Origin of the sequence: Streptomyces sp. NPDC057743 (assembly GCF_042798755.1) — a bacterium.
Classification (GTDB): domain Bacteria; phylum Actinomycetota; class Actinomycetes; order Streptomycetales; family Streptomycetaceae; genus Streptomyces.
This window is the reverse complement of sequence record NZ_JBHVJX010000050.1, coordinates 24207-48085: the sequence shown is the minus strand read 5'-3', so window position 1 is coordinate 48085 and position 23879 is coordinate 24207. Positions and strand designations below refer to the sequence as shown.

General features: G+C 71.6%; 21 protein-coding genes. 8 read left to right on the top strand and 13 right to left on the bottom strand.

Going from position 1 to position 23879, the window contains the following annotated elements; genetic code table 11:
* Positions 1-437 precede the first annotated feature (437 nt).
* Together ACFVFQ_RS34855 and ACFVFQ_RS34850 are read left to right on the top strand one after the other, a co-directional pair.
* A complete protein-coding gene (locus ACFVFQ_RS34855; protein WP_383423962.1) occupies positions 438-1268 on the top strand; it encodes an ABC transporter ATP-binding protein in 831 nt (276 codons plus the stop codon).
* A gap of 114 nt (positions 1269-1382) precedes the next feature.
* Complete coding sequence (locus ACFVFQ_RS34850) at positions 1383-2276, top strand: alpha/beta fold hydrolase (RefSeq protein ID WP_383423960.1); 894 nt, start codon at positions 1383-1385, stop codon at positions 2274-2276.
* A 158-nt stretch (positions 2277-2434) separates the two neighbouring features.
* On the opposite strand, the gene ACFVFQ_RS34845 is transcribed toward ACFVFQ_RS34850, so the two are convergent.
* Positions 2435-3340: an ADP-ribosylglycohydrolase family protein gene (locus tag ACFVFQ_RS34845; RefSeq protein ID WP_383423958.1), complete on the bottom strand. Its 906-nt coding sequence runs from the start codon at positions 3338-3340 to the stop codon at positions 2435-2437.
* A gap of 30 nt (positions 3341-3370) precedes the next feature.
* Positions 3371-4480, bottom strand: coding sequence for a ferritin-like domain-containing protein (locus ACFVFQ_RS34840; protein ID WP_383423955.1), 1110 nt, complete (start codon positions 4478-4480; stop codon positions 3371-3373).
* Positions 4481-4687: 207 nt separating this feature from the next.
* Here ACFVFQ_RS34840 and ACFVFQ_RS34835 point away from each other — a divergent pair, with 207 nt between their 5' ends.
* The 3 genes from ACFVFQ_RS34835 (at position 4688) to ACFVFQ_RS34825 (ending at position 6807) form a co-directional block, all read left to right on the top strand.
* Complete coding sequence (locus ACFVFQ_RS34835; protein ID WP_383423968.1) at positions 4688-5614, top strand: diiron oxygenase; 927 nt, start codon at positions 4688-4690, stop codon at positions 5612-5614.
* A 72-nt stretch (positions 5615-5686) separates the two neighbouring features.
* Positions 5687-6532, top strand: a complete 846-nt coding sequence (locus tag ACFVFQ_RS34830) for a TetR/AcrR family transcriptional regulator (RefSeq protein WP_383423953.1) — start codon at positions 5687-5689, stop codon at positions 6530-6532.
* A gap of 11 nt (positions 6533-6543) precedes the next feature.
* A complete protein-coding gene (locus tag ACFVFQ_RS34825; RefSeq protein ID WP_383423950.1) occupies positions 6544-6807 on the top strand; it encodes a hypothetical protein in 264 nt (87 codons plus the stop codon).
* 191 nt (positions 6808-6998) lie between these two features.
* On the opposite strand, the gene ACFVFQ_RS34820 is transcribed toward ACFVFQ_RS34825, so the two are convergent.
* The 6 genes from ACFVFQ_RS34820 to ACFVFQ_RS34795 form a co-directional block, all read right to left on the bottom strand.
* Positions 6999-8240, bottom strand: coding sequence for a tyrosine-type recombinase/integrase (locus ACFVFQ_RS34820; RefSeq protein WP_383423948.1), 1242 nt, complete (start codon positions 8238-8240; stop codon positions 6999-7001).
* Between the two features lie 242 nt (positions 8241-8482).
* On the bottom strand, positions 8483-8653 hold the full coding sequence (locus tag ACFVFQ_RS34815) for a hypothetical protein (RefSeq protein WP_383423945.1): 171 nt from the start codon (positions 8651-8653) through the stop codon (positions 8483-8485).
* 343 nt (positions 8654-8996) lie between these two features.
* The gene (locus tag ACFVFQ_RS34810) at positions 8997-9218 is read right to left on the bottom strand and encodes a helix-turn-helix transcriptional regulator (RefSeq protein WP_383423942.1); all 222 of its coding nucleotides are present in this window, start codon (positions 9216-9218) and stop codon (positions 8997-8999) included.
* A gap of 20 nt (positions 9219-9238) precedes the next feature.
* Positions 9239-10960 (bottom strand): phage/plasmid primase, P4 family, encoded by a 1722-nt coding sequence (locus ACFVFQ_RS34805; protein WP_383423939.1) that lies wholly within the window; start codon positions 10958-10960, stop codon positions 9239-9241.
* Complete coding sequence (locus tag ACFVFQ_RS34800) at positions 10957-11577, bottom strand: HNH endonuclease (protein ID WP_383423937.1); 621 nt, start codon at positions 11575-11577, stop codon at positions 10957-10959. Before ACFVFQ_RS34800 ends, ACFVFQ_RS34805 begins: the two co-directional genes overlap by 4 nt.
* Positions 11574-12380 (bottom strand): hypothetical protein, encoded by an 807-nt coding sequence (locus tag ACFVFQ_RS34795; RefSeq protein ID WP_383423934.1) that lies wholly within the window; start codon positions 12378-12380, stop codon positions 11574-11576. Before ACFVFQ_RS34795 ends, ACFVFQ_RS34800 begins: the two co-directional genes overlap by 4 nt.
* A 90-nt stretch (positions 12381-12470) precedes the next feature.
* Here ACFVFQ_RS34795 and ACFVFQ_RS34790 point away from each other — a divergent pair, with 90 nt between their 5' ends.
* Positions 12471-13403 (top strand): GntR family transcriptional regulator, encoded by a 933-nt coding sequence (locus tag ACFVFQ_RS34790; RefSeq protein ID WP_383423931.1) that lies wholly within the window; start codon positions 12471-12473, stop codon positions 13401-13403.
* On the top strand, positions 13400-13939 hold the full coding sequence (locus ACFVFQ_RS34785; RefSeq protein WP_383423928.1) for a GNAT family N-acetyltransferase: 540 nt from the start codon (positions 13400-13402) through the stop codon (positions 13937-13939). Before ACFVFQ_RS34790 ends, ACFVFQ_RS34785 begins: the two co-directional genes overlap by 4 nt.
* Before the next feature lie 2426 nt (positions 13940-16365).
* Here ACFVFQ_RS34785 and ACFVFQ_RS34780 read toward each other — a convergent pair.
* The 5 genes from ACFVFQ_RS34780 to ACFVFQ_RS34760 all read right to left on the bottom strand — a co-directional run bounded on the left by ACFVFQ_RS34780 (position 16366) and on the right by ACFVFQ_RS34760 (position 22200).
* A complete protein-coding gene (locus ACFVFQ_RS34780; RefSeq protein ID WP_383423926.1) occupies positions 16366-17622 on the bottom strand; it encodes a styrene monooxygenase/indole monooxygenase family protein in 1257 nt (418 codons plus the stop codon).
* A gap of 58 nt (positions 17623-17680) precedes the next feature.
* Positions 17681-18256, bottom strand: coding sequence for an ATP/GTP-binding protein (locus tag ACFVFQ_RS34775; protein ID WP_383423966.1), 576 nt, complete (start codon positions 18254-18256; stop codon positions 17681-17683).
* Positions 18257-18332: 76 nt separating this feature from the next.
* Positions 18333-18734: a DUF742 domain-containing protein gene (locus tag ACFVFQ_RS34770; protein ID WP_274913306.1), complete on the bottom strand. Its 402-nt coding sequence runs from the start codon at positions 18732-18734 to the stop codon at positions 18333-18335.
* The gene (locus ACFVFQ_RS34765) at positions 18731-19225 is read right to left on the bottom strand and encodes a roadblock/LC7 domain-containing protein (protein ID WP_383423923.1); all 495 of its coding nucleotides are present in this window, start codon (positions 19223-19225) and stop codon (positions 18731-18733) included. The genes ACFVFQ_RS34770 and ACFVFQ_RS34765 overlap by 4 nt, the downstream gene beginning before the upstream one ends.
* Positions 19225-22200, bottom strand: a complete 2976-nt coding sequence (locus ACFVFQ_RS34760; RefSeq protein ID WP_383423921.1) for a nitrate- and nitrite sensing domain-containing protein — start codon at positions 22198-22200, stop codon at positions 19225-19227. The genes ACFVFQ_RS34765 and ACFVFQ_RS34760 overlap by 1 nt, the downstream gene beginning before the upstream one ends.
* Before the next feature lie 615 nt (positions 22201-22815).
* On the opposite strand from ACFVFQ_RS34760, the gene ACFVFQ_RS34755 reads away from it, so the two are divergent.
* The gene (locus tag ACFVFQ_RS34755) at positions 22816-23661 is read left to right on the top strand and encodes a hypothetical protein (RefSeq protein ID WP_383423918.1); all 846 of its coding nucleotides are present in this window, start codon (positions 22816-22818) and stop codon (positions 23659-23661) included.
* Positions 23662-23879: the final 218 nt, after the last annotated feature.

Genomic DNA, 23879 nt, shown 5'->3' with positions numbered 1-23879 from the left:
GGGGGGGGGCCCGGGGGGGGGGGGGTGCCAGACTGCTTCGTTTTACGTCGGCCCCCCCCACCCCTCCGGCCCGTCCCCTCCCGTGGGGGGTGGGTAAGAACGGTGGTTGCCACGTCCGCCCGGTGGGCCAACTCGGGCCGCACGGTTGAGTGGTGACCGTCAGCGGACAGGCGGCCCCAGCCAACGGGCAGTGACCGTCGGGGGACCACAAGGGCCAGCCCCCACCCACAGAAATCCACCCACCCACGGGAGGGGACGGGTCGGAGGGGGCGGTAGGCCAGACGTAAAGCGAAGCAGTCTGGCATACCGCCCCCGGAGGCCCGTCACCGCACCCCGACAGCCCCGCGCAGCGGACACAAAGCCCGCGCCGCAGGCGCCACGGCGGGACAGCCAACAACGTGGGCGGCCCGCCAAGCGCGGCGAGCTAACCTGTCGCGATGAGTCCCTCGCAGCCCTCGGAACCCCAACTCCCGGACACGGGGCGGGTGATCGCCGCCCTCGCCGGCGTCGGCGTCCGCCGCTACACCACCGACCAGGTCATCCTCGACGGCATCGACTGGACCGTGCGCGCCGGCGAGCACTGGGCGTTGCTCGGCGCGAACGGCGCCGGAAAGACCACCGTGCTGCGGCTGATCGGCGCGCTGATGTTCCCCACCGTCGGCACCGTCGAGGTGCTCGGCCACCGGCTCGGCCGCGTCGACGTGCGCGAACTGCGGGCCGCCATCGGCCTGGTGTCCAGCGCCCAGAAGGTGCCGCAGGACGCGACCGCGCACACCGTGGTGCTGACCGGCGCGACCGGCACCGTGCAGCCGCTGTGGCGCAAGTACGACCGGGAGACCCGGGAGCGGGCCCACGAGCTGCTGGCCGAGCTGGACTGCAAGGAGCTGACGGAGCGGCCGTTCGGCGTCTGTTCGGGCGGCCAGCGGGCCCGGGTCCTGATCGCCCGCGCGCTGATGGCCGACCCGTCGCTGCTGCTGCTCGACGAGCCGTTCAACGCCCTGGACCTGCCTTCCCGGGAGGACCTGATCGACGCGCTGCACCGACTGGCCGTCGGGCGGCCGGAGTTGGCGACGGTGACGGTCACCCACCACCTGGAGGAGCTGTCCCCGGCGATCGACCGGGCGGTGCTGCTGCGCGACGGGCGGGTGCAGGCGCTCGGGCCGGTCGCCGAGGTGCTGACGGGCGAGCGGATGACGGCCTGCTTCGGGCGGCCGATCGAGGTGTCCCGGCACGAGGGCCGGTGGCTGGCCCGGTCCGGACGACGGTAGGCGGTAGGCGGTACGCGACGTACGATCACCAACTGTCCTGACGGGCACGGCACTTGCGAGGCGTGCGGTCGGGCACCGCGCCCGTCCGTCGTCTTCCGCGCACCGGAGGTACCCGTGTCCGCGAGCCCCACGCCCTCCGGCCCCGCCGCGCCGTCCGCGCCCTCGCCGTCCCCCGCGTTCCGCGCCGCGTACGGGCGGGCCCTGGCGCTCTGGCCGGTGCCGGTCGAACGGGTCGAGCGGGAGGGGGAGTTCGGCACCACGCGGGTGAACGCCTGCGGGGCGGTCGGGCGGCCGCCGCTGGTGTTGCTGGGCGGTGGCGGGACCACCTCCGCCGGCTGGTACGCGCGGGTCGCCGAACTCGCCCGGACGCACCGGGTCCACGCGGTGGACGTGCCGGGCACGCCGGGGCTGACCCGGCCCGCCGGGCGGCCGTTGCGCCGCCCGGCCGACCTGATGGCCTGGCTGGACGGGCTGTTGGACGGGCTCGGGCTCGACCGGGTCGCGCTGGTGGGGCACTCGTACGGGGGCTGGATCGCGGCGGGCTACGCGGTGCACGCGCCCGACCGGGTGGAGCGGTTGGTGCTGCTCGATCCGACGCAGGTCTTCGCCGGGTACCGGGCGTCGTATCTGGTGCGGGCGGTACCGCTGTTGGTCCGGCCCGGTGAGGCCGCCTCCCGGCGGTTCCTGGCGTGGGAGTGCGGCGGTGGTCCGGGGGTGGCGCCCGAGGTGGTGCGGCTGATGGGGGTGGGCGGCCGGGAGTTCCGGGGCGTGCGGCCGGTCACCGGGGCGCAGCCGGAGATCGGGCGCTTGGGGGCCGCCGGGGCGTCGGTGCTGGTGCTGGTGGCCGGGGGGAGTCGGGCGCACGACGTGCACAGGGTGGTTGCGGTGGCGGGGCGGGTGTTGCCGGGGGCGCGGGTCGTGACGGTGCCGGGGGTGGGGCACCATGCGTTGCCGGAGCTGCGGTCAGCGCGGCTGGACGAGGAGTTGGGCGGGTTCCTCGCGGGGTGAGGGGCAGGCGGTTCCGGCCGGCTCGGCTCGGGGCGCCGGGGGTGTGCCCCGGTGGCGTCGTGGTGCCGGTTCGGGGGCTCCGGGGTGTGTTGTCGGACTGCTTCGCTTCGCGTCCGACAACACGCCCCTCCGCCCCCGCCCCCTTCCGTGTGTCGTGATCACACCTCGTCGAGCCACGTCGGCAACGGCTCCCGCCTACGCGCCCACTCCTCCCCCAGTGCCCCCGTCCCCGTGCGGGCGCCCAGGACGCCGCCGGTGATGGCGCAGGTGGTGTCCACGTCGCCCAGGCCGGCGGCGGTGGTCCACAGGGCGGTGGGGAGGTCGTCGGGGTGGCGGGTGGCGCACCAGAGGGCGAACGGGACGGTGTCCTCGGCGCGTACGCGGTGGCCGCTGCCCAGGGTGGTGGCGGCGGTCTCGGGGGCGGTGTCGGGCGGGAGTTGGGCGGCCTGGAGCAGACCGTCGCGTACCGGTCCCTCGGGGGTGCGGGCGGCGATCTCGGGGAGGGCCAGGGTGCCGCGGACGGCGAGCGCGGCGGCTACGGCCACCGCGACCGCGCCGGCGACGCCCTGGGGGTGGGCGTGGGTGACCTCGGCGGAGCGGGCGGCCTGTTCGGCGGCGCGGTCGAGGTCGTGGTGGAACCAGGCGCCGAGCGGGGCGACCCGCATGGCGGCGCCGTTGCCGAGGCTGCCCTCGCCGCCGAAGAGGGCGTGCGCCAACTGCCGCCAGTCGTCGGGCGCGACCGCGGCGCGGGACAGCAGGGCGTGCATGCCGGGGCCGTAGCCGCGGCCGGGGTCGGCGCGGTGGGTGGCGGCGAACCGCGCGATCAGCGCCGGCTGTTGGACCTCGTGGTGTTCGACCAGGACGGCCAGCAGGTCGAGGGCCATGGCGGTGTCGTCGGTCCAGTGCCAGTGGGGGTCGGGGGGTAGGCGGCGGGCGGCGATCAGTGCGCGGGCCTCCTCCTCGGTCCCCAGGAGCGGGAAGAAGCGTTCACCGAAGGCGTCGCCGTGCGCCAGGCCCTCGATGCTGCCGCGCACCGCGGCGCGCCGTCGGTCGTCGGTGTCCATGGGCGGATCCTGCCACGGCGGGCGCGGAGTTCACTCGGCGTCGGCGCCCCGGGCGACGGCCTCGGCCACCTCCGCCGTGCGGGCCGCCTCCTCGGTGGCGAACCGCTCGGCGTCCAGCCGTTCGGCGAGCTCCTCGTCCTGGGTCATCAGCAGATCGAGGTTGGCGTCGCCCAACTCGAAGACGCCGAGGTCCACATAGGCGCGTTGGAGGCGCTCGCCCCACAGGCCGATGTCCTTCACGCACGGGACGATCCGGCTGAACAGCAGCTTCCGGAAGAGCTGGAGGAACGCGGAGCCCTCGGTGAGCTCGGCGGCCTCCCGCGGCGGGATGCCGAAGTCCGCGAGGACCTGGGCGCCGCGCAGCCGGTCGCGCATCAAGTAGCAGCCCTCGATGACGAATTCCTCGCGCTCGCGCAGCTCGGCGTCGGTGAGCTGTCGGTAGTAGTCGCGCAGCGCCATCCGGCCGAAGGCGACGTGCCGGGCCTCGTCCTGCATGACGTAGGCGAGGATCCGCCGCGGCAGCGGCTTGTTGGTGGTGTCGCGGATCATGCCGAACGCGGCGAGCGCCAGGCCCTCGATGAGGACCTGCATGCCGAGGTAGGGCATGTCCCAGCGGGAGTCGGCGAGGGTGTCGGCCAGCAGCGCCTGGAGGTTGTCGTCGACCGGGTAGAGCATCCCGACCTTGTCCTTGAGGAAGCGGCCGTAGATCTCCGCGTGCCGGGCCTCGTCCATGGTCTGGGTGGCCGAGTAGAACTTGGCGTCGAGGTCGGGGACGGACTCCACGATCCGCGCGGCGCAGACCATCGCGCCCTGTTCGCCGTGCAGGAACTGGCTGAACTGCCAGGCGGTGAAGTGCTGTCGGAGGTCGCCGCGGTCCTTCTCGGTCATCCGGCCCCAGTACTTCGTCCCGTACAGGGCCAGGGACTCGTCGGGGGTGCCGAGCGGGTCCTTGGGGTCCACCTCCAGGTCCCAGTCGATCCGGGTGGTGGCGTCCCACTGCTTGTCCTTGCCCTTTTGGTAGAGGGCCAGCAGCCGGTCGCGCCCCTCGTCGTACTCCCAGTTGAAGCGGGCCGCGCCGGTGGCCGGCACGGTCCAGAGGGGATCGCCTGGGTCTCGTACGTACAGCTCTCGGATGGACACCGTCCGGTACCTCCTTGGCGCGCCAACGCCCGCTGCGGGGCCGGCCGTTGGCAGGTTCACACGCTCGTTACCGGCGGGTCAAGAAGTCGTGCGCGAGGGATTGACGCGCTTGCTGACGCGCAGTCTCATAAGAGGGAGCCGCATGTGACCGCGGGTAACTTTCGACCGTGAGGTGTAGCCAGAGCCATGACGAGCGCGCCCACCGCAATGACCGTGGCGGACATCGACGTCCTGCGGGACGCCCTCGGGGTCCTCAAGGACCGGGAGCAGGTCGCCGAGCGGCTGCTCGCCTCCTCCGCCAAGCACTCCTTCGACCCCGACGCCGAGCTCGACTGGGACGCGCCCTTCGAGGAGGGCAAGTGGTTCTGGCCGCCGGAGCTGGTGTCGCTCTACGACACCCCGCTGTGGCGGCGGATGAGCCTGGAGCAGCGCATCCTGCTCTCCCAGCACGAGGCCGCGGCGCTGGCCTCGTTGGGCATCTGGTTCGAGATGATCCTGATGCAGCTGCTCGTCCGGCACATCTACGACAAGCCGGCCACCAGCGCGCACGTCCGGTACGCGCTCACCGAGATCGAGGACGAGTGCCGGCACTCGAAGATGTTCGCCCGGCTGATCTCCCGCGGGGACACGCCCTGGTACCCGGTGAGCCGGATCCACCACAACCTCGGCCGCCTCTTCAAGACGATCTCCACCACTCCGGGTTCGTTCACCGCGACCCTGCTCGGCGAGGAGGTGCTGGACTGGATGCAGCGGCTGACCTTCCCCGACGAGCGGGTGCAGCCGTTGGTCCGCGGCGTCACCCGGATCCACGTGGTGGAGGAGGCCCGGCACGTGCGCTACGCCCGCGAGGAGTTGCGGCGGCAGATGGTGACGGCGCCCAAGTGGTCGCAGGAGTTCACCCGGGTCACCTCCGGCGAGTTCGCCCGGATCTTCGCGGTGGCGTTCGTCAACCCCGAGGTCTACACCAACGTCGGCCTGGACCGGAACGAGGCCGTCGCCCAGGTAAAGGCCAGCGGCCACCGACGCGAGGTCATGCAGAACGGCGCCCGCCGGTTGACCGACTTCCTGGATGACATCGGGGTGCTGCGCGGCGTCGGCCGCCGACTGTGGCGCAGCTCGGGGCTGTTGGCCTGATCGCCCCCTCTGCGACCGGTGGGACCCGAGCACCTGTACGACGCTGAAACCCCGGCGGTTACGCTGCTGTTCATGAACGGCAGCGGCACCGCCCCAGCAGTACCCAGACCCGCCTACCGCAGGCTGAGCGTGGAGCAGCGCCGCAGCCAGCTGCTGGCCGCGGCGCTGGGCCTGTTCGCCCAGCGCGCGCCGGAGGACGTCTCGTTGGACGACGTCGCGACCGCGGCCGAGGTCTCGCGGCCGCTCGTCTACCGCTACTTCCCCGGCGGCAAGCAGCAGTTGTACGAGGCGGCGCTGCGCAGCGCCGCCGACGAGCTGGAGCAGTGCTTCGCGGAGCCGGAGACCGGCCCGCTCACCCAGCGGCTCGGCCGCGCCCTGGACCGCTATCTGACCTTCGTCGACCAGCACGACGCCGGGTTCTCCGCGCTGCTCCAGGGCGGCAGCGTGGTGGAGACGTCCCGGACGACCGCGATCGTGGACGAGGTCCGGCGGGCCGCGGCCGAGCAGATCCTGCTCCACCTCGGCGCCCCGGAGCCGAGCCCGCGGCTGCGGACGACGGTCCGGATGTGGATCGCCTCGGTCGAGGCCGCCTCGCTGATCTGGCTCGACGAGAACAAGCAGCCCTCCGGTGCAAGCACCAGCGCCGTTCCCCAGGCGCTCAACTCCTCTCCCGAGCTCTCGACTTCTCCCCCGAGCCCTGGGACGGCCGGCGCCGCACCGCGTGCCGCGCTCCGCGCCGAGCTGCGAGACTGGCTGGTGGACCACTTCGTGGCGCTCATGACCGCCACCGCGGCCCGCGACGCGGAGACCGCCCGGGTGATCCGGGCGGCGCTGAAGCTGGAGGCCCACGACGGGCCGGCCGGCGACTTCGCGCGCCGCCTCCTCCCCGTCGTCAGCGACGCCGCCCACCTGCTGTAAGACTTGAGCCGGTGCGCAGCGAGAACACCCTCTTCGTCGGCGGTCCCCTGGACGGCCGGGTCCTGCCCGTCCTGGTCGGCCCCACCGGGCTGCCCCCGAAGAGCTACGAGATCCCGGTCCCCCGCGACGACGGTCGGCCGCCACAGGTGCACGTCTACCGCCGGGTCCCCGGCCCGCCGGGCCGCCTGGGCCTGCCGCGCGGCTGGCGGTACACCTACGTCCCGGAGGGCCAGGCCGGCCTCGCCCTCAAGTGGCCCTGGAGGAAGCGCCGTTGACGCCGGTGGCCGGCGGTCCGCGAACGGCCGCCGGCCCCTTCGCCGGCCCTTGGGTCAGCCGGTCAGCGACGCCAGGTAGGCGGCGGTCTTCTCCGGCTCGGAGAAGTACACACGCAAGGCCGTAGGCCCGCTACCTGCGGTTTCCCGTCAACTAGCAGACCTACAGTGCTCCGTGGGCCGTCTCTGGGCCGTCAGCGCGGATTCTGGGCCTTGTCGTAGACGGACGCGATCGCCGCCCGCGTCCGCTCCTGGCTACTTGGCATCAGGTGGGCGTAGATCCGGAGCGTCAACCCGGCGTCCCCGTGCCCCAGGTACTCGCTGACGGCCTTGATGTTCTCTCCGCCGTCCAGGAGCGCGGACGCGTAGAAGTGCCTCAGGGCGTGCATGCCGTGTTCCCGTGCGGCCTGGTAGCCATCCCGTTTGTCTTCGGGCTCGGGGATGACCCCGGCCGCGGCGAGGGCCGGCTTCCACGCCTCCTCGTTGAGGCTCGGCCGCCACACGTGATTACCGCCCTGCGCGGTGAAGATGAGCTGCTTCGTCACCGACGGCCCGCCCCCGACCTTCCACGGCAACGTGATCTCCACCGGCGGGAACCGCTTCATATGCGCCCGGAGCGCGTCAGCCACAGGCCCGGGCAACGGCACGTCGCGCAGCTTCCCGCCCTTGGGCGGGGCGAACACTGGCTTGCTGTTGCTGAGTTTGAGCTGCTGGACGATGTGAACCGTGTCGGTGTCGAAGTCGATCGCGTCCAGGGCGATACCGAGGATCTCCCCCTGCCGGAGGCCGCACCCCGCCCCCAAGTCGACCATCGCTTGGTAGCGCTCCGGCATGGCATGCTGCACCGCGAACACCCGCTCCGCAGACCAGGGCATCACGCGCTTGCGCTCCACGGCCGGCGGCTTGACCGACCGCGCCGAGCACGGATTGCGGGTCAGGTGCCCGTCGTCCACCGCCGCGCTCAACGCGGCCCGCACGTTGGCGTAGATGACCTGGGCGTACGGGCCAGGAATCCCAGCCTCTTTGAGCGCTGCCGTCCACTCCCGAATGTGCCCCGGCTTGAACGAGCCGAGCGGGCGTGTCCCCAGGTACGGGTAGGCGTGCAGCTTGAGTTGGGACCGCATCGACTCCAGGGTGTTCGGGTCCGCCTCCAGCGCCTTCAACCACTTCTCGGCGTACTGCTGGAAGGTGGTCCGGGAGGCCCGCGGATCGACGTACTCGCCGCGGGACATGTCGGCCTCGATGTTGCTCAGCCACTTCTCGGCAAGCCGCTTCTGGCCGTCCCGGAAGCTCTTGGACTTCTCGGTGCCGTCGGGGCCGATGTAGCGGGCGCGGTAGCGCAACCCGGTGCCGTGGCGGTCGGTCTTGACGCGGGTGGTCTTGCCGTTGGCGTCGGTCTCGGTCTTGTACCAGCGGTCTTGGATGTGGCCAGCCATGCGGCTGACTCCCTTCTCGGTAGCTAGCACGGAGGGTGTTTGGGGAGGCGGTGAAGGGGTGCCGGGGAGGCGCTTTTCAGGGGTTCTGGGCCCCTGCGCGGGCCAACTCCCCAGCCTCCCCAGGCTCCCCAAAACGGGTGTCTGTGCTGGTCAGGTCTGGGGAGGCGGGCTGGGGAGGCGGTTGGGGAGGACTCCCCAGGATTTCCGTGCCTCCCCAAACGCCTCCCCACGTTTGATGGCGGTCAGGGAGCGTCGTGGCGGAGGTAGGTGGTCCTGGTCTTGGCGAGCCAGCGCTGGGCCTCGCGGTGGGTGCGGAAGGTCTTGGCCTTGCTGGCCTTGCCGTTGGTGATGAGGTAGACGCGGTACCGGCGGGGCTTGCCGTGGTAGTCGTCGGCCGCGGTGCGGGTGGACATGCTGGTTCTCTCCTCGGTGTGGGCGTGCTGGGTGAAGTGGGTTTTCGGGGGCGAGGGGCGGGGGCGACCGCCCCCTCTACCCCCGCTACTTCGCAGGTCAGACCCCTCTACCGGCCCCCTCTACCGGGGTAGAGGGGCGCCTCTACCGGGCGGGGCCGGTAGAGGGGTACGGCTGGCGTCGGAACGGGCACGATTGGCGCCGAAACGCTGGCGGGTGCCCCCGAAGTGCGGGCCCCTGTCGCCGGAACGGGGTCCGGCACCCTCGAAGTGCGGGCCGCTGGCGTCGAAACGGGCTGCCGGGCGGTGCCGCCGACCGGTGGTTCGGCGGCACCGTGGCGGGTGGCTACTCGTCGTCCTGGGCGGTCTGCTGGTCGATCCAGGCGCGAACGGCGTCGGGGTCGTAGCGGACGTGCTTGCCGACGCGGAACCCGGGCGGGCCGGTGCGCTTGCGGCGCCAGGCGTAGACCGTCTCGACGCTCTCCAGGGAGAAGAGGGCAACCAGGTCTTCGGGCGTCAGGTAGCGATCGGGCAAGCCGCGCCGGAGTGTGGCCGTAGGGCTGGGCATGGTGTCTCCGTTCCGGGCTATCAGCGGCAGTTGCGGCAGTGGGGGGTGCCGAAGGGGCCGTAGCGGACGGTGGGGGTCTTGCAGCGGACGCACGGGCCGACATTCGGCCCACTGATGCCCGCGGCCGGAGAACCGGCGGGCGGGGCGTCGTGGTGCTCGGTGAGCGACGTATGGCAGTCGGGATGGACGAGGTGTCCGGCGGCCGTGAGTTCCGGCGCCATCGGCCGCTCACACACCGAGCACCGCAAACCCGGCAGGGTGGACGCCGCATCGCTCGTTTCCTCGCCCGGGGGCCGGTTGTAGATGCCGGGGCGCCCGGTTGCCGGGGGCGTGGGCCCCATGAGGTCGAGGTCGGGGTCCGAGAGGAGAGCGACGCCCGTATAGGTGGGCACCTGACAGCCGTCGGGCCCGCGGGGCTTGCTGCGGCGGAGCTGCGGCACGACGGAGAGGAGGTTCCTGCCGAAGATGGCTTTCGACCCGGCCGGTACGCCGCTGTCCATGGCCCACTGCTGCCAGGCCGCCCAGAGCCGGTCCACGCTCACGGTGCACTCCGGGCCGGTCTCGCAGCGTTCCCGCAAGAAGGCGCTGGTGGGTGAGGCGGTGTCCTGCATGGCCGTGATCTCCTCCCGGGAGGAGGCCGGTTGGGTCAGGCGGCCGGTGCGCTGGAGCCGATCGAGGCCGTCCAGCGCCCAGTTGAGGATGCCGGGCATCTCAGCGTTCAACTTGTCGCCGAGGGTGGGGTCTTCCTTGCCGAGCCAGGAAACCTCCATGCGCAGCACCACGAACCGGTTGGCGATCACGCCGCTGCTGTCACCGAAGTTCGGCAGCACGTTGGACAGGATCATCAGCCGGGTGGGGAGCTTGCCGGTCCAGGGCTGCTTGAACTTCCGGTCGATGTCGATCGGGTCTTCCCCGCTGATGGCCAGCAGCCGCTCTACCACCTTGCTGCTGTCGCGCCCGTCCAGTCGGGCATCGGAGATCAGGCCCAACGACTTGCCCAGCAAGGGGGAGAGGCCGAAGTTCGTGGACATGCTGGCCAACGTCGGCCCGGCCATGTTCCCCTCGCCCACCAGCGTGGACAGGGCCCGCGCGATGGTGCCCTTCCCGGACCTGGTCGGGCCGATGATGAGGAGAATCTTCTGCTGGTCGGTCCGGCCGGACAGGACGTACCCGAACCACTCCTGAACCGCAGCGATCGCCTCCGGGTCATCCGGCCATACCTTGTTCAGGAAGGCATGCCAGGTGGGGGCGGTGGCGTCCGGGTCGTAGTCGAACGGCACGGACACCAGGTTGAAGAACTGCGGGGTCAGGTCCAGCAGCGCCCGATCGGCCACCCGCAGAAGGCCGTTGGTGCACGCCACCATCGGACCGTCGTCCCGCCCCGTGGCGCCGTCCTCGTCGATCCATGCCGGCGGATCGACGCGCGGCGAGAGGTGGGTTACGGCGGTGGTGGCCTGCGTCAGGTCGGCGACCTTCCGCGCCGTCGGCGCCCAATCCCGGTCCTCCTGCTCGCCCTTGGGCGTGCGGACCGTGTAAGTGGCGTGCTCCAGGCGCTTGTAGAGCCACGCCCGGAGCTCCTCGCCGTCCATCTCGCGCCAGGAGTTGTCCTCCCAGCGCATCCAGGTGCCGCGCCAGTGCCGCAACGTCAGGACGCCGTCGCGCAGCCAGTACGGGGACAGGTGACGGGCCACGGCCATGGGGTTGGTCGGGGGCGGTACTTCTTCGCGGTCGAAGCTGGTCACGCTGCCTCCTTCGCCGCATCGCGGTCGGCGGGGTGAATCGTGAGAGTCGGAAAGAGACCACCGGCCTCCGATCCGGTCGATCGGGCGTCCCGATCGGCGCCGTAGGCGGGGGTCGATCGGTGGGTCGATCGATCGGGCCGAACCGGCAGGTCAGGCATCAACCGTTGGGCGGTTGGGAGGGCCGATCGATCGGGCGCCCAAGTGGCCGCGTAAGCCGACTGGTTGGCGTGCGCGAGACGAGCCAACAGCACCCAATCGGGCGTGACGGGCCAAGGCGTCACGGCCGTCACGACGGGCGTCACGGTGTGGGGCACCTGAGTGCTGACCTGCGTGACTCCGGCGTCACGGTCGGCCGCCTGGGCGCACAGCAGCAGCGCCATCGAGAGCGGCAGTCGATTGCTCTTCGTGGTGTTGCAGGGGCGGCAGGCCAGCACCAGGTTCTCGGTCCGCCAGGTGACGAACAGGGAGATCGGCGCGACGTGGTCGATCGTGGCGTTCCGCAGATCGGCGGTGAACGGTTCTCGGCAGTAGAAGCAGCGGCGGCCGTCCCGCCGGGCGAGGGTGCGCTTCCTCGCCCGACGGCCGGCCGCATTCAGATGCGGCCGGGGGTAACTCACGCGGCCACCCGAGCCTTGCGACGGGCGGCCCGCGCCCGCAACTGCGCGTCGTAGGCAGCGGTCAACGGGTTTTCCGGCGGGGTCGCTCCGACCGCGTAACGGCCGTCATCGAACCAGACCATCAGGGCGCGAGGCCCTCCCAACTGCCGTGCCATCGCGGCTTCGTGGCACGCCTTACGGCGTCCCCGCTTGGGCATAGCGGCCAGGTAATCGGCCTCCAGCCAGCTCTCCGGCACCCGATCCATGTGGGGGTTGCCGAACTCGCGCCGCGCGCCATCCCCCAGCCGCACCAGCGCCCGCACACCGATGCGAGCGACGCCTTCGGCCAGGTGCCCATCGAACTCAGCCGGGCTCAGCCGCCTAAGGGCAGTAGAAGGAGCGTCGGAGACGTACAGCGCGGCCGCCATCAGATACTGGCCGATCCACTCGGAGACGGCGTCCTGATACCAGTGCTCCACGCACAGCCGATACGCGTAGCACCAAGCGTCGTTGACGTCGCGCTCCGGGGCGTCCTCCGCCTCCAAGTCAGCGATGCGGGCGGTGACCCCGGACAGACCGTGGAAGTCCAACGCCCGCCCCGCCGCGTCCAACAGCTCCATGTCAGTGGGGAGCACGTCCAAAGTGCGGCGCTGGAGGAACAGCGCGGAGGCAACCTGCTCCCGGGTCAGCTGGAACGAGCGGACCGGAACCCGGGGGAACAGCTCACCCGGCAGGCGGCGCTCCACCAGGAGGGGAAGGGGCCCAGAGGCGGGCTGTACGGACTTCTGGGGGCGGGCCGGACGCTCAGCCAAAGAAGCGTGCATGATGGAGATACCCCTTTCGGGTCGGGGAGCGGCGACTTTGCTGGCAGGCGGGACGCCGCTCCTCTACGACAAACCAAGCCCGTTTCAGGCATGGCGGTGCCCCTGAACAGAGGCACGGGCTTTGCGGAATCACTTCTCATGAGAAGTGATGTACCGAAGGTAGAGGGGTCGACGGCCGACCGTCAACGACTTCTCATGAGAAGCTCGATTCTTCTCATGAGAAGTGCCGCTAAGCTGGTCCTCATGCCGAATCGCAGTCGCCCCGACACCACGCCGCGGATTCACCAGATCGCCTCTGACCTGCGGACTCGTATCGACTCAGGTGAGTTCCCCCCCGGCACCAAGTTGCCCAGCACTCGGGAACTTTCCGCCCAGTACGACATCAGCCCCCAGGCCATCGCCCGGGTGATTGCCCTGCTCAAGGGGGATGGGCTCGTGGAGGGTCGGCAAGGTGCCGGCGTGTTCGTTCGGGCGTGGCGTCCCCTCGTGTACCGGCCCCAGAGTGAGTTCCGCCGGAAGCCCCCGACCGTCGACATCTTCACGAACCTGCTGGAGTCAGAGGGGCGAGACGGAAGCCAATCGATCGAAGTGGAGACCTGTCTCCCGACTGAGTCGATCCGCCGCCGCCTCCAACTCGCCGAAGGGGAACACGTCGCCGTGCGGCGGCGAACGAGTTACGTCGACAGCCAGGAGCCCTTCGCCACCGACGACTCCTACGTGGCCCTGAAGCTGGTCGAAGGGTCGGAGTGGATGACCCCCGGGAGCGTCGAGCGCGGTACCAACCAGGTGCTCGCAGAGCTCGGTTGCAAGCTGGTGCAGGCCCTAGACGAGATCTACGTCAGGATGCCGAGACCTGATGAGGTGGAACGACTCAAGCTCTCCGCCGGCACACCTGTCGCCGAACTGATCAGTACCGGGCACGACCGTGACGGCCGTCCAGTGCAGGTCACGTCCTGCATCCTGCCCGGTGACCGTCACGTTGTCGTCTACGAGCGCACTGCCCCCCAGGAGGACAGCGAGTGATCATCACGAGGGCAACACTCGCTGACGTGCCGCGCCTTGTGCGGTTCCGGAGAGATGCGGCAACGTGGCTCGCGCCGCTGGGGACAGATCAGTGGTCCACGCCTTTCCCGGAGGAGCACATAGCGGCAAGCGTGCTGGCCGGCGAGGTCTTCTTGATTCGAGAGAGCGCTGACAGTGAAGCGGCGGCGACCGTGACGCTTGATCATGCCATTGATCCCGAGCTGTGGGACCTCTGGACTCCAGAGGAGCGCGCAGAACCCGCCCTTTACGTGCATAAACTCACCGTCGATCGTCGGTACGCCGGTCGTGACCTAGGCGGCCAAATTCTCGATTGGGCGGGAGACCGGGCCGCGCGGCAGGGAGCACGGTGGCTACGCCTCGACGCGTGGACTACGAACGCCAGCCTGCACCGCTACTACCTCCGGCACGGCTTCCAGCACGTACGCACCACGACGGACCCCAACGAGGTGTCCGGTTGGCTCGCTCAGAGGCCCGCCCGACTCACCCAACATCGTTTCGACGATCGCGGAATCTGATCCCCCATCCCTGACAGGGCTCCGCTCCAGTTCTCTGATGTAGCGGAAACTTTTTGGATTTGCCCGGCTCACCCGGCTCACCCGGCTCAACCGCAGGTCAGGGGCGTGATCGGGAGTCGGGGTCGCCCGGCTCAAACCCGGCTCACACCCGGCTCAGCCCGGCTCAGCGCCACTGGACGGTGCGGTGGGCGGGCTGGTGCGGGTCAGGGCGAAGAGCTGAAAGGACGCCCTGACGGGCGACGACCCTCGGCGCACCACTGCCGGACCGGGCGCCGGCCGGTTCGGCGGGGTCCGGCCGGACCGAGGCGGGTGGCCTTCCAAGGAGGGATGGGGCGGGGGTGGTCTCTTCCCTTGGCCGGCGGCGCACACTGCACGAACAAGAGGAGCACCGTGGCGCCGGGTGCTCCTCTTGTTTTTTGTAGCCGCGCCGAGGAGTGCCTCAGGGTCTGAAATTCGGCCTTGTGAAGCCCGGTTGGAAGGGGGCCTCCATCAGGTCCACCAGGTCCATCAAGGCGGCGTTTCCGCAGGTGAGGTCAGATGGAGGCGGCGGTGGACCCTCTGATGGAGTTCTCCATCAGATTCCGGCGCCTCCACCACCTGCCTCCATCAGTCGAGGCTTCATCACTCTCCGTTCGGGGAGGGAGGAGTCCCCTCACCCGATACTCCTTCTTTGGGAGGGAAAGGATGGGCCAGCGAAGCGCCTCCCTGCCTCCCTAACCACAGGTAACCGCAGGCCAGTATGGGGAATTGGAGCGAGGGAGGCAGTCAGGGAGTTCTCCCTCCCTCCCTGAGCAGGGTCCCTGTACTGAGAGTGAAATCGGCCCAGCCGTTGTCCGGGTGCCGCCAGCGGCCAAGGGAAGAGACCACCCCCGCCCCATCCCTCCTTGGAAGGCCACCCGCCTCGGTCCGGCCGGACCCCGCCGAACCGGCCGGCGCCCGGTCCGGCAGTGGTGCGCCGAGGGGCGTCGCCCGTCAGGGCGTCCTTTCAGCTCTTAGCCCTGACCCGCACCAGCCCGCCCACCGCACCGTCCAGTGGCGCTGAGCCGGGCTGAGCCGGGTGTGAGCCGGGTTTGAGCCGGGCGACCCCGACTCCCGATCACGCCCCTGACCTGCGGTTGAGCCGGGTGAGCCGGGTGAGCCGGGCAAATCCAAAAAGTTTCCGCTACATAGGCAGGGGCGGCCTTCGCGCGGCGCCGACCGTGGTGCGGTCGCACGGCGCCCTCGACAAGCACGAGGTGGAGCAAGGCTCTTAGAGGGGGGCTCTCTCCTACTAAGAGCCCCTGGCTACCCACATCGGCGGAGAAGAGACCACCCGCCTCCCGCACGCCCGGCGGGCCTAAGCGCCAGCATGAGCTGGGCAACCCCCACCTACTCAAGTCCTAGCACCTCCGGCAGCGTGCGAGTCCTCCCGCGCCCGGATTCTGGGGCTCGTCCAGCACCCCACTGCTAGACGCTAGATGCCTGCTCAGGCGCCCTTCAGGCTGCTAGCGGGGGTGCTAGACCTAGCAACGCTGCCTGCTAGATCTAGCGCCCCGCCGACGGGCGCCTACGCCCCGGGGCGTAGGCGCCGAAAGGTCGTCGCCCGAAGGGCGTCCTCTTTGAAGCGTGACGCTCCGCGTCCGGCCGCCCGGCTCCTTGTGGGAGGCCCCACACCCACAGCAGGAAGCAGCCCACGGCCCATTCTCCTGGCTCGGAGGGCTCTTTCGGGGACGTTTTCTGTGGGACTCCCACACCCCCACATGCAGGTCAGCGCCTCCCACAGCCGTGTGGGACTCCCACAAGCTGTGGGAGGCATGTGGGAGGTCTGTGGGAGGTCTGTGGGAGGCACCGTGTGGGAGGCCCTCACACGGCTCAGCGGCTACCGTCTGCGAACTCAGACCGTCATCCCGCGAACCTGATCCACCCTCACCGGCTGCGCGACACATGCGCGGCAGCGCGCGACAGATTCGCCCCGGCCGCGCGGCAGCGCGCGGCTACGGCAGCGAGGCGCGCGGCTGGCGCGCGGCAGTACCCGGCACCGTACGGCGCGGCGCGCGGCTTGCGCGCGGCACTCCTGTCTGTCACCTGTCACCCTGGCCGGCAAGGGGGCGTCAGCCTGTTCTCTGGCGCCTGTACCCCTCTCTGACCTCGGCGTTACAGGCGACAGACAGGTGACAGACAGGCGACAGGTGGATGACAGGCGAGACCGAGCCCGAAGGGTTAGCGATAGCACCTGACGGGCCCGCGTGAGCTTCCGCTGGCACCGCTCGCCCTATCAACGCAGCGGGGCCTGCTAACTGCTAACTCGCAGGTGTGCAGGCTCATTTGGCGCTAGCGGGGTCGCTAACGTTAGCGACCCCGCCGGGCCGTCTCTGGGCCGTCCGGCAAGTGCCGACGACGACCGACAACGACCAACAACGGCCGCAAGAATGCTGGCCAGAAGCCCGTCAGGCTCCGGTCAGCGACGCCAGGTAGGCGCCTGTCTTCTCCGGCTCGAAGAAGAAGTTCTCGAAGTCGGCGGGGTCGTTGAAGCCGTTGGCGAACCGGTCGGCGACCGGCTGGAGCTGGCCGGCGGCGCCGATGAGGTTCAGCACATGCTCCGGCGGCGGGGCCAGCATCGCGTTGGTCCACTTCGTGACGTGCTGGGCGGTCTCCCAGTAGCGGTCGAAGGTGGCCTGCATCCACGCGCCGTCGAACGGGCCATCGCCGCGCTCGACGATGGACGAGAGGTAGGAAGCGGCGCACTTGGCGGCCGAGTTGGAGCCCTGGCCGGTGATCGGGTCGTTGGCGACGACCACGTCCGCGACGCCCAGCACCAGGCCGCCGGAGGGCAGCCGGCCGATCGGGTTGCGGACCGTCGGGGCGTAGCGGCCGGCCAACGTGCCGTTGGCGTCGGTCAGTTCGACGCCGGCGCTGCGGGCGTACTCCCACGGCAGGAACGTCTTCATCAACTCCAGCGTGAGAGCCAGGTGTTCCCTGGGGTCCCGCACGCCCTGGAAGGCGTCCACCGGACCGCCCGGAATGCCCTCCCAGAAGAGGATGTCGGCCCGGCCGCTGACGGTGAAGGTCGGCATCACGAACAGCTCGCCGACGCCGGGCACGAGGTTGCAGCGCACCGCGTCGAACTCCGGGTGCTCCGGGCGCGGGCCCATGCCGTGCACATAGGCGACGGCCAGGGCGCGCTGCGGGGAGTCGTAGGGCGAGCGGGAAGCGTCCCGGCCGAACATCGACACCAGTTCGCCCTTGCCGGCGGAGACCAGCGTCAGGTCGTAGCGCTGCGCGAAGAAGTCCAGGTCGGAGACTGCCGCGCCGTGGATGACCAGTTGGCCGCCGCGCTGCGCGAAGGTCTCCATCCAGCCGGCCATCTTGACCCGCTGGTCGACGGACTGGGCGTAGCCGTCCAGCTTGCCGACCCAGTCGATGGCGCGCTGGCTGCCGCCGGGCTCGGCGTGGCTGCCGGGGGCGGCGACCGAGACGCCCAGGCCCTCGATGCGCGGCGCCTGGCCCTCCCAGAAGTTGATCGCCAGGTCGCGCTCGTGCTGGAGGGCGGTGTGGAACATGCACTGCGTCGACATGACCCGGCCGGAGCGGATCTCGTCGGCGGTGCGGTTGGACATCAGGGTGACGTCGTAGCCCTGCGCCTGGAGGCCGAGGGCGAGTTGGAGACCGGACTGGCCGGCTCCGACGATGAGTATCTTCCGCATGGCGGCGCTTCTTTCGTTCCTGCGGTTCGGGGGGGGAGGGGGTGGCGGAAGGGGGAGGCTACTCGGGCGTGACGTCCAGCGCGTGGCCGACCAGCGCGAGCAGCGCCTTGATGACCGTGGGCCGGCGCCGGGCGTCCATCACCACGATCGGCACCTGGGGCGGGACGGTCAGCGCATCGCGGACGTCCTCCACCTCGTACAGCTCGGTCCCCTCGAAGTGGTTGACCGCGACGACGTACGGCAGCCCGCAGCTCTCGAAGTAGTCCAGCGCCGGGAAGCAGTCCTCCAGCCGCCGGGTGTCCGCCATCACGATCGCGCCGATCGCGCCGCGCACCAGGTCGTCCCACATGAACCAGAAGCGCTGCTGGCCGGGGGTGCCGAAGAGGTACAGCACCAGTTCCTGGTCGAGGGTGATCCGGCCGAAGTCCATGGCGACCGTGGTCGTGGTCTTCTCCGGCGTCGCGGTCAGGTCGTCGGTCGCCTCGCTGGCCTCGGTCATCACCGCCTCGGTCTGGAGCGGGGTGATCTCCGAGACCGACCCGACGAAGGTGGTCTTGCCGACACCGAAGCCGCCCGCCACCACGATCTTGGTGGCGATCGGCGCCTGCGAACGGTCCGTCTGCCAGCTCTGCAGCCCCGCGTCGTCGGCGGTGGCCGGGGCGGCCGGTGCCGTGGAGCCGGCGGCCGGCCCCGTGCCGGCCGCTATCGTGTCAGAGCCTGTGAAGTCCACTCAGCACCCTTTCGAGCAGCGCGCGGTCGGGCCGGCCGGTGCCGTGCCCGGTGCCGTAGACGCGAATCTTTCCCTGGTCTGCGAGGTCGCTGAGCAGGACGCGGACCACACCCAGCGGCATCTTGAGGAGCGCGGAGATCTCCGCGACCGAGCGCATCCGCCGGCACAGCTCGACGATCGCGCGCATCTCCGGCATCACGCGGTCCCCCCAGCCGCCGGAGGTGAGCTCGCGCCGCTCCTCGGGGGCGTCCAGCGCCGCCACGAACGTCTCGACGAGCAGCACGTGGCCGAAGCGCGTCCGGCCGCCGGTCAGCGAATACGGGCGGACCCGCGCGGGTTTGCGTTCCCCGCCGCGCACGGGGAGTTTCGGGCTACTGCTCACTGGACGTTCTCCATCGACTTGCGCAGCTCGGTGCGGAGTTCGGGGGTGAGGACATGGCCGGCCCGACCGACGAACAGGGCCATGTGGTAGGCGATCACGCTCATGTCGCAGTCCGGGGTGGCGTGCACGCCGAGCAGCGAGCCGTCGCTGACCGACATGACGAAGAGGCTGCCCTCGTCCATCGCGACCATCGTCTGCTTGACGGCGCCGCCGTCCATCAACTTGGCCGCCCCGTTGGTGAGGCTGCCGAGGCCGGAGACGATGGTGGCGAGGTCGGCGCTGGAGCCGCGGGGGCCGCCCTGCTCGCCGCCGTGGCCGGCGGTGGCCCCGCCCCGGTCGGGGTCGGAGGAGAGCAGCAGCAGACCGTCGGAGGAGACGACCGCGACGGAACGGACGCCGGGGACCTCGTCGACCAGATTCCCGAGCAGCCAGTGCAGATTGCGTGCCTGGGTGCTCAACCCGTGTCCGTAAGCAGTGGGCGCTTGCGCCATCACTCGCGTGCCTCCTCGCCGATCCGGCTGTCTCCCGGGGCCCCCGCTCCGTCGGTGTCGGTGTGTGGGATGGTCTGCTCCGCGGTACGTTCCGCGATCTCGGCGGCGACGTCGCGCCGGCCGTCTCGTGCCCCCTGCTGGAAGCCGCCGAGCCGGCGGCGCAGTGCCTCGGCGTTGGCAGCGCCCGTCCGCCGGGGAGCGGTGGGTGCCTTCTTCTGCGCCACGTTCTTGGGCGTGCGCTTGGGCAGCCCGGTGGCGGTCCGGCGCGGTGGTCCGGCCGTGCCGGGGGCCGCCTGCGCCGCCTCCCCCTGGGACGCCGGGTCCGGGGCCGCGGTGGGCTCCGGTGCTCCGGCGGACTCCCCGCCCTGGACGGGACGGGCGTGCTGGTCCGGCCCGGTGGCGTACGGGTCGGCGGTGGCCGGCGCCGGGGCGGCGTGCCGGCCCTTCCCGGGCGCCGGGACGCCCGGGGCGCCCTCGGTCGGGGACGCGCCCTGCGGCGCGGCCTCCCCGGGGCGGGTGTGCTCGCCGGTGGCCTGGCCCGGGGCCCCGGCGGCGTTCCCCGCGGAGGCGTACGGGCCGGCCGACTGCGGGCCGTACGGGCTCAGTTCGGGCGCCGGGGCGGTGGGCTCCGGTGCGACGGGCTCCGGTACGGCCTTCGACTGGGCGGGTACGGCGGGCGCGGCCGGCGGGGTCTGCTCCGCCGGGGCCTGGGCCGAAGTGCCCAGCCCCGCCGCGTCGATGGCGCGCTCGGCCGCGGCGACGAACGGGTCGCCGGCCAGGCCGCGCCGGGCGGCCGGCTCCTGGGGCGCGGGCTCCGGCGCGGCCTGCGACGCCGGGGCGGGCTCGGGCGCCGGGGTCGGTGCGGGCGCCGGGGTCGGTGCTACGGGCTCCGCAGGGGCCGGCGGGCCGGCCGGGTCGAGCCGATTCGCCCGCGTCTGGAGGGTGTTGGAGTTGGCCTCGGCGATCGAGCCCGGGAGGGTCGGCCCGCCGGTGCCCGCCGCCCCGCCCTGGGGCACCGGCCCCGGCCCCGGCCGGTTCGGCAGGATCGAGCCGGGCAGCACGACGACGGCGGTGATGCCGCCCTGCTTGCGCTCCCGGAGCTGGACCCGCACCCCGTGCCGGGCGGCCAGCCGGACCACCACGTACAGGCCGAGGCCCAGCGCCTCGTCCACGGTCTCGGACGTCGAGGCGGACTCGGCGTCCGCGAGCCGCTCGTTGACCTCCGCCAGCCGGTCGGCGGTCATCCCGATGCCCTCGTCCTCGACGGAGAGCATCAGCTCGCCGCTCTCCAACAGCCAGCCGGAGAGCTCGACATGGGCGTCCGGCGGGGAGAACGCGGTGGCGTTCTCCAGGAGTTCGGCGACCAGGTGGCTGATGTCGTCGGAGGCGAACCCGGCGACCTGGGCGTGCGGCGGCAGCGAGGCGATGCGCACCCGCTCGTACCGCTCGATCTCGCTGACCGCGGCGCGCAGCATGTCCAGCAGCGGCACCGGCCCGGAGTGGCTGCTGCCGTGCTGTTCGGCGCCGGCCAGGACGAGCAGGTTCTCGCTGTTGCGGCGCATCCGCGCGGCGTAGTGGTCCAGCTTGAAGAGGGTCTCCAGCCGCTCCGGGTCCTGCTCGGACTCCTCCAGCGACTCGATGACGCCGAGTTGGCGCTCCACCAGGCCGACGGTGCGCAGCGAGAGGTTGACGAACCGGCCGTGGATGCCGGTGCGCAGCACCGCCAGCCGCTCGGTGAGCGCGGCCGCCTCCTCCTTGAGCGCCTCCGCCTGCTCCTGGAGGACCTCCCGCTCGGCGACCAGCCGCTGCCGTCCGCCGATCAACCGCTTGCGCTCACCCTCCAGTTCGGCGGTGCGCCGGGCGGTCTCGGCGACCTGGGCGTGCAGCGCGTTGACCGACCGGACGGTGGCCGCGAACTCGTCGTTGCGGCCCTGGTAGTTGATCGGCTCCTCGTGGCCGGGGTCGGCCGCCAGTCGCTTGGCGCCGATCCGCAGCGCGGCCAGCGGCTGGGTCAGGGTGCGGGCGGCCCAGATGCCGGTGCCGACGGCCACCAGCAGGCAGAGCCCCTCCAGCCCGACCGCGATCTCCAGGTCCGTCACATCGTCGTCGCGAAGCTGGCCCAACCGCTGGATCTCGGCGGTGGCCAGGGCCGATTCGACGCCCCGCATCAGCCCGACCCGGGCGGTCAGGGCCGCCTCCACCCGGCTCCGGCTGAACGCCATGTCGGCGGCGTCCAGGTAGGGCCGGTCGGTGAGCTTGGTCAGATAGCGCTCGGCGGTGTCGACGTCGCTGCCGTTGACGGTCCGCTGGTAGCGGTCCCGGGCCTGCTGGCTCGCGGCCTGGTTGAAGTCGCCGAGCGCGCCCTGCGCGCGGACGTGGGCGACCTGCGCGGCGGCGGTCAACCGCGGTTGGCTGCCGCCCGCCTTGAGGCCGGCGAGCAGCAACGCCCGGGTGGCGGCGGCCTGGTCGACGGCCCGGCCGAGGGCGGGCAGCGCACGGGTGTCGGCGGCGCCGCCGTCGGCCCGGGCGGGCAGGCCCCGGGCGATGTCGTCGCTGATCCCGCCGAGCGCCTGGACGACCTCGCTGTAGGAGTCGTAGACCTGGTCGGCGGTGGAGGGCCCGGCGAGCGCCTTCTGCCGGGTGTCCGGCAGCTGCTTGAGCAGCTTGTCGGCGGCGGCGAACGCGGCGGAGCCGCCGGGGGCCTGGCCGCGCAGGTCGTCGATCTTCCGGTCGACCTGGGCGCGTTGGGACTCGGTGGGCGCCTGGCTGACGTTGCGGCCGGTGCGCCCGCCGGCGACGTACGCGGTCATCGCGTCGCGCTCGTCGGCGAGGGAGTGCGCGAGGGTGATGGCCTTCGCGTTCACCCCGGCGAGATCGACCAGTTGTTGGCTGCCGCCCGCATTGTCGGCGGCGGTCAGCACGGCGGGGGCGCCGGCCCCCAACACCGCCACGGCGACCACGGCCACGGCTCCCACCAGCCGGTTGCGGACCCGCGCGGGACGCCGTCCCGAGCCGTCCGCGCCGTCGCCTGTCGCGCCCGGTCCCGTACCGGATCCCGGTACCGAGACCGATCCGGCCGGTGACCCCGGCTTCCCTGCGCCGCCCCGAAGCCGCTTCTTCCGCACCGCTGCTCGCATTCCTACTCTCGCCTGCCCACGCCGTGTTGGCGTCGCGGACCCGGCTCGCTCACCGCTCGCGGGTCGGATCTGCGCGAAGAACGCGGCAGCGCACCATCCCGCGAAGGGGAACAGCCCGGCTCTGCGCGTCGCGACGAACGTCCTGACCACCCCGGTTGATCCGGGAAACGACCATTCCACCGGCGCCGCGCAGTGGCTCGGCAACACATGTCCGGCCACCTGAACGAGTGAACAACAATCGCAGTTTGACCATCAACTTCCGCGCCACATCAGTTTCGGCCGCAACCCCGCGCAACCCCAAACCGGGTTTGGAGATGCGTGCCGGTCCTGGAAGGATGCCCGCCCGCAGCCGGCCCCGGGCCACCAACTGGCCCCGGCCCACCCTTACTCACCCGGCCCGCCACACCGCCCGTCCACCGCCGCGTTCCGGCCACCTCCGGCAGACTTTCCGGCATGCGCATCGCACTCGCCACGGAGCCGGGCGACCCCCAACGCCCCAACGAGGACTACGCATCGGTCGCCCTGCCTGCCTCCGGGGAGGGCGGCGCCCTGGTGCTGCTGGACGGGGTGACCCCGCCTCAGGGGGACGTCGGCTGCGTCCATTCCGTGCCGTGGTTCACCGCGCGCCTGGGGGGCGCAATGCTCGAACTGTCGGTTTCACACCGCGACATGACGCTCCCTGAGGTACTGGCCGCGGCCCTGACTAAAACGGCCGACGCCCACCGCGAAACCTGTGACCTTTCTCACCCCCGCACGCCGCAGGCGACGGTGGTCGCCGCCCGCTGGTCCGCGGACACCGTGGAACACCTGGTGTTGTCCGATTCCGTACTGCTCGTGGCGAAGACGGACGGCTCGGTGCATCCCGTACGCGACACCCGGCTCGACACCCTGCCGCCCGCGGTGTGCGCGGCGCGCGCCGCGGTCCGGGCCCTGCCCCGCGGCTCGGCCGAACGCGCCGCCGCGGCCCGGGAGTACGTCCACGCCGTGGAGGCGCTCCGGAACGCCGAGGGCGGCTTCTTCACCGCCGCCGCCGACCCCTCCGTCGCCACCCGCGCCCTCACCGGCACCACCCCGCGCACCGAGGTCCGCTCCCTGACCGCGCTGACCGACGGCGCCGCCCGCTGGGTGGACGTCTTCCATGCCGGCACCTGGCCCGAATGTGCGGCGCTGGTAGCAACCGCCGGTCCCCAGGCCCTCATCGACCGCGTCCGCACCCTGGAAAACGCCGACCCCCACTCCCTCACCCACCCCCGCGGCAAGCCCCACGACGACGCGGCGGTAATCCACGCGACGACGTAAGCGAACGACCAACAACGAGCCGGGAATCACCCCTGCGACACCACACCCCAACCGGTGGCGCGGCAACGGATCTTGAGTCACCACAACCCGCCGTCAGCCGACACACAACGCGAGGGGCCGGGGGCGGAGGGGCGGGGGGGTGGGGCGGATAAAACACACCGACACCAAACACACCCCCCGCCCCCCCCCCCCCCCCCCCCACCCCCACGGGAGGAAAA

Excerpts from the sequence above, each read along its gene's own strand:
- ACFVFQ_RS34810 (WP_383423942.1), bottom strand. The coding sequence starts at position 9,218 with ATGCCCAGCCCTACGGCCACACTCCGGCGCGGCTTGCCCGATCGCTAC.
- ACFVFQ_RS34855 (WP_383423962.1), top strand. The coding sequence starts at position 438 with ATGAGTCCCTCGCAGCCCTCGGAACCCCAACTCCCGGACACGGGGCGG.
- ACFVFQ_RS34765 (WP_383423923.1), bottom strand. The coding sequence starts at position 19,225 with ATGGCGCAAGCGCCCACTGCTTACGGACACGGGTTGAGCACCCAGGCA.
- ACFVFQ_RS34845 (WP_383423958.1), bottom strand. The coding sequence starts at position 3,340 with ATGGACACCGACGACCGACGGCGCGCCGCGGTGCGCGGCAGCATCGAG.
- ACFVFQ_RS34780 (WP_383423926.1), bottom strand. The coding sequence starts at position 17,622 with ATGCGGAAGATACTCATCGTCGGAGCCGGCCAGTCCGGTCTCCAACTC.
- ACFVFQ_RS34795 (WP_383423934.1), bottom strand. The coding sequence starts at position 12,380 with ATGCACGCTTCTTTGGCTGAGCGTCCGGCCCGCCCCCAGAAGTCCGTA.
- ACFVFQ_RS34790 (WP_383423931.1), top strand. The coding sequence starts at position 12,471 with ATGGCGGTGCCCCTGAACAGAGGCACGGGCTTTGCGGAATCACTTCTC.
- ACFVFQ_RS34820 (WP_383423948.1), bottom strand. The coding sequence starts at position 8,240 with ATGGCTGGCCACATCCAAGACCGCTGGTACAAGACCGAGACCGACGCC.
- ACFVFQ_RS34830 (WP_383423953.1), top strand. The coding sequence starts at position 5,687 with ATGAACGGCAGCGGCACCGCCCCAGCAGTACCCAGACCCGCCTACCGC.
- ACFVFQ_RS34815 (WP_383423945.1), bottom strand. The coding sequence starts at position 8,653 with ATGTCCACCCGCACCGCGGCCGACGACTACCACGGCAAGCCCCGCCGG.
- ACFVFQ_RS34835 (WP_383423968.1), top strand. The coding sequence starts at position 4,688 with ATGACCGTGGCGGACATCGACGTCCTGCGGGACGCCCTCGGGGTCCTC.
- ACFVFQ_RS34755 (WP_383423918.1), top strand. The coding sequence starts at position 22,816 with ATGCGCATCGCACTCGCCACGGAGCCGGGCGACCCCCAACGCCCCAAC.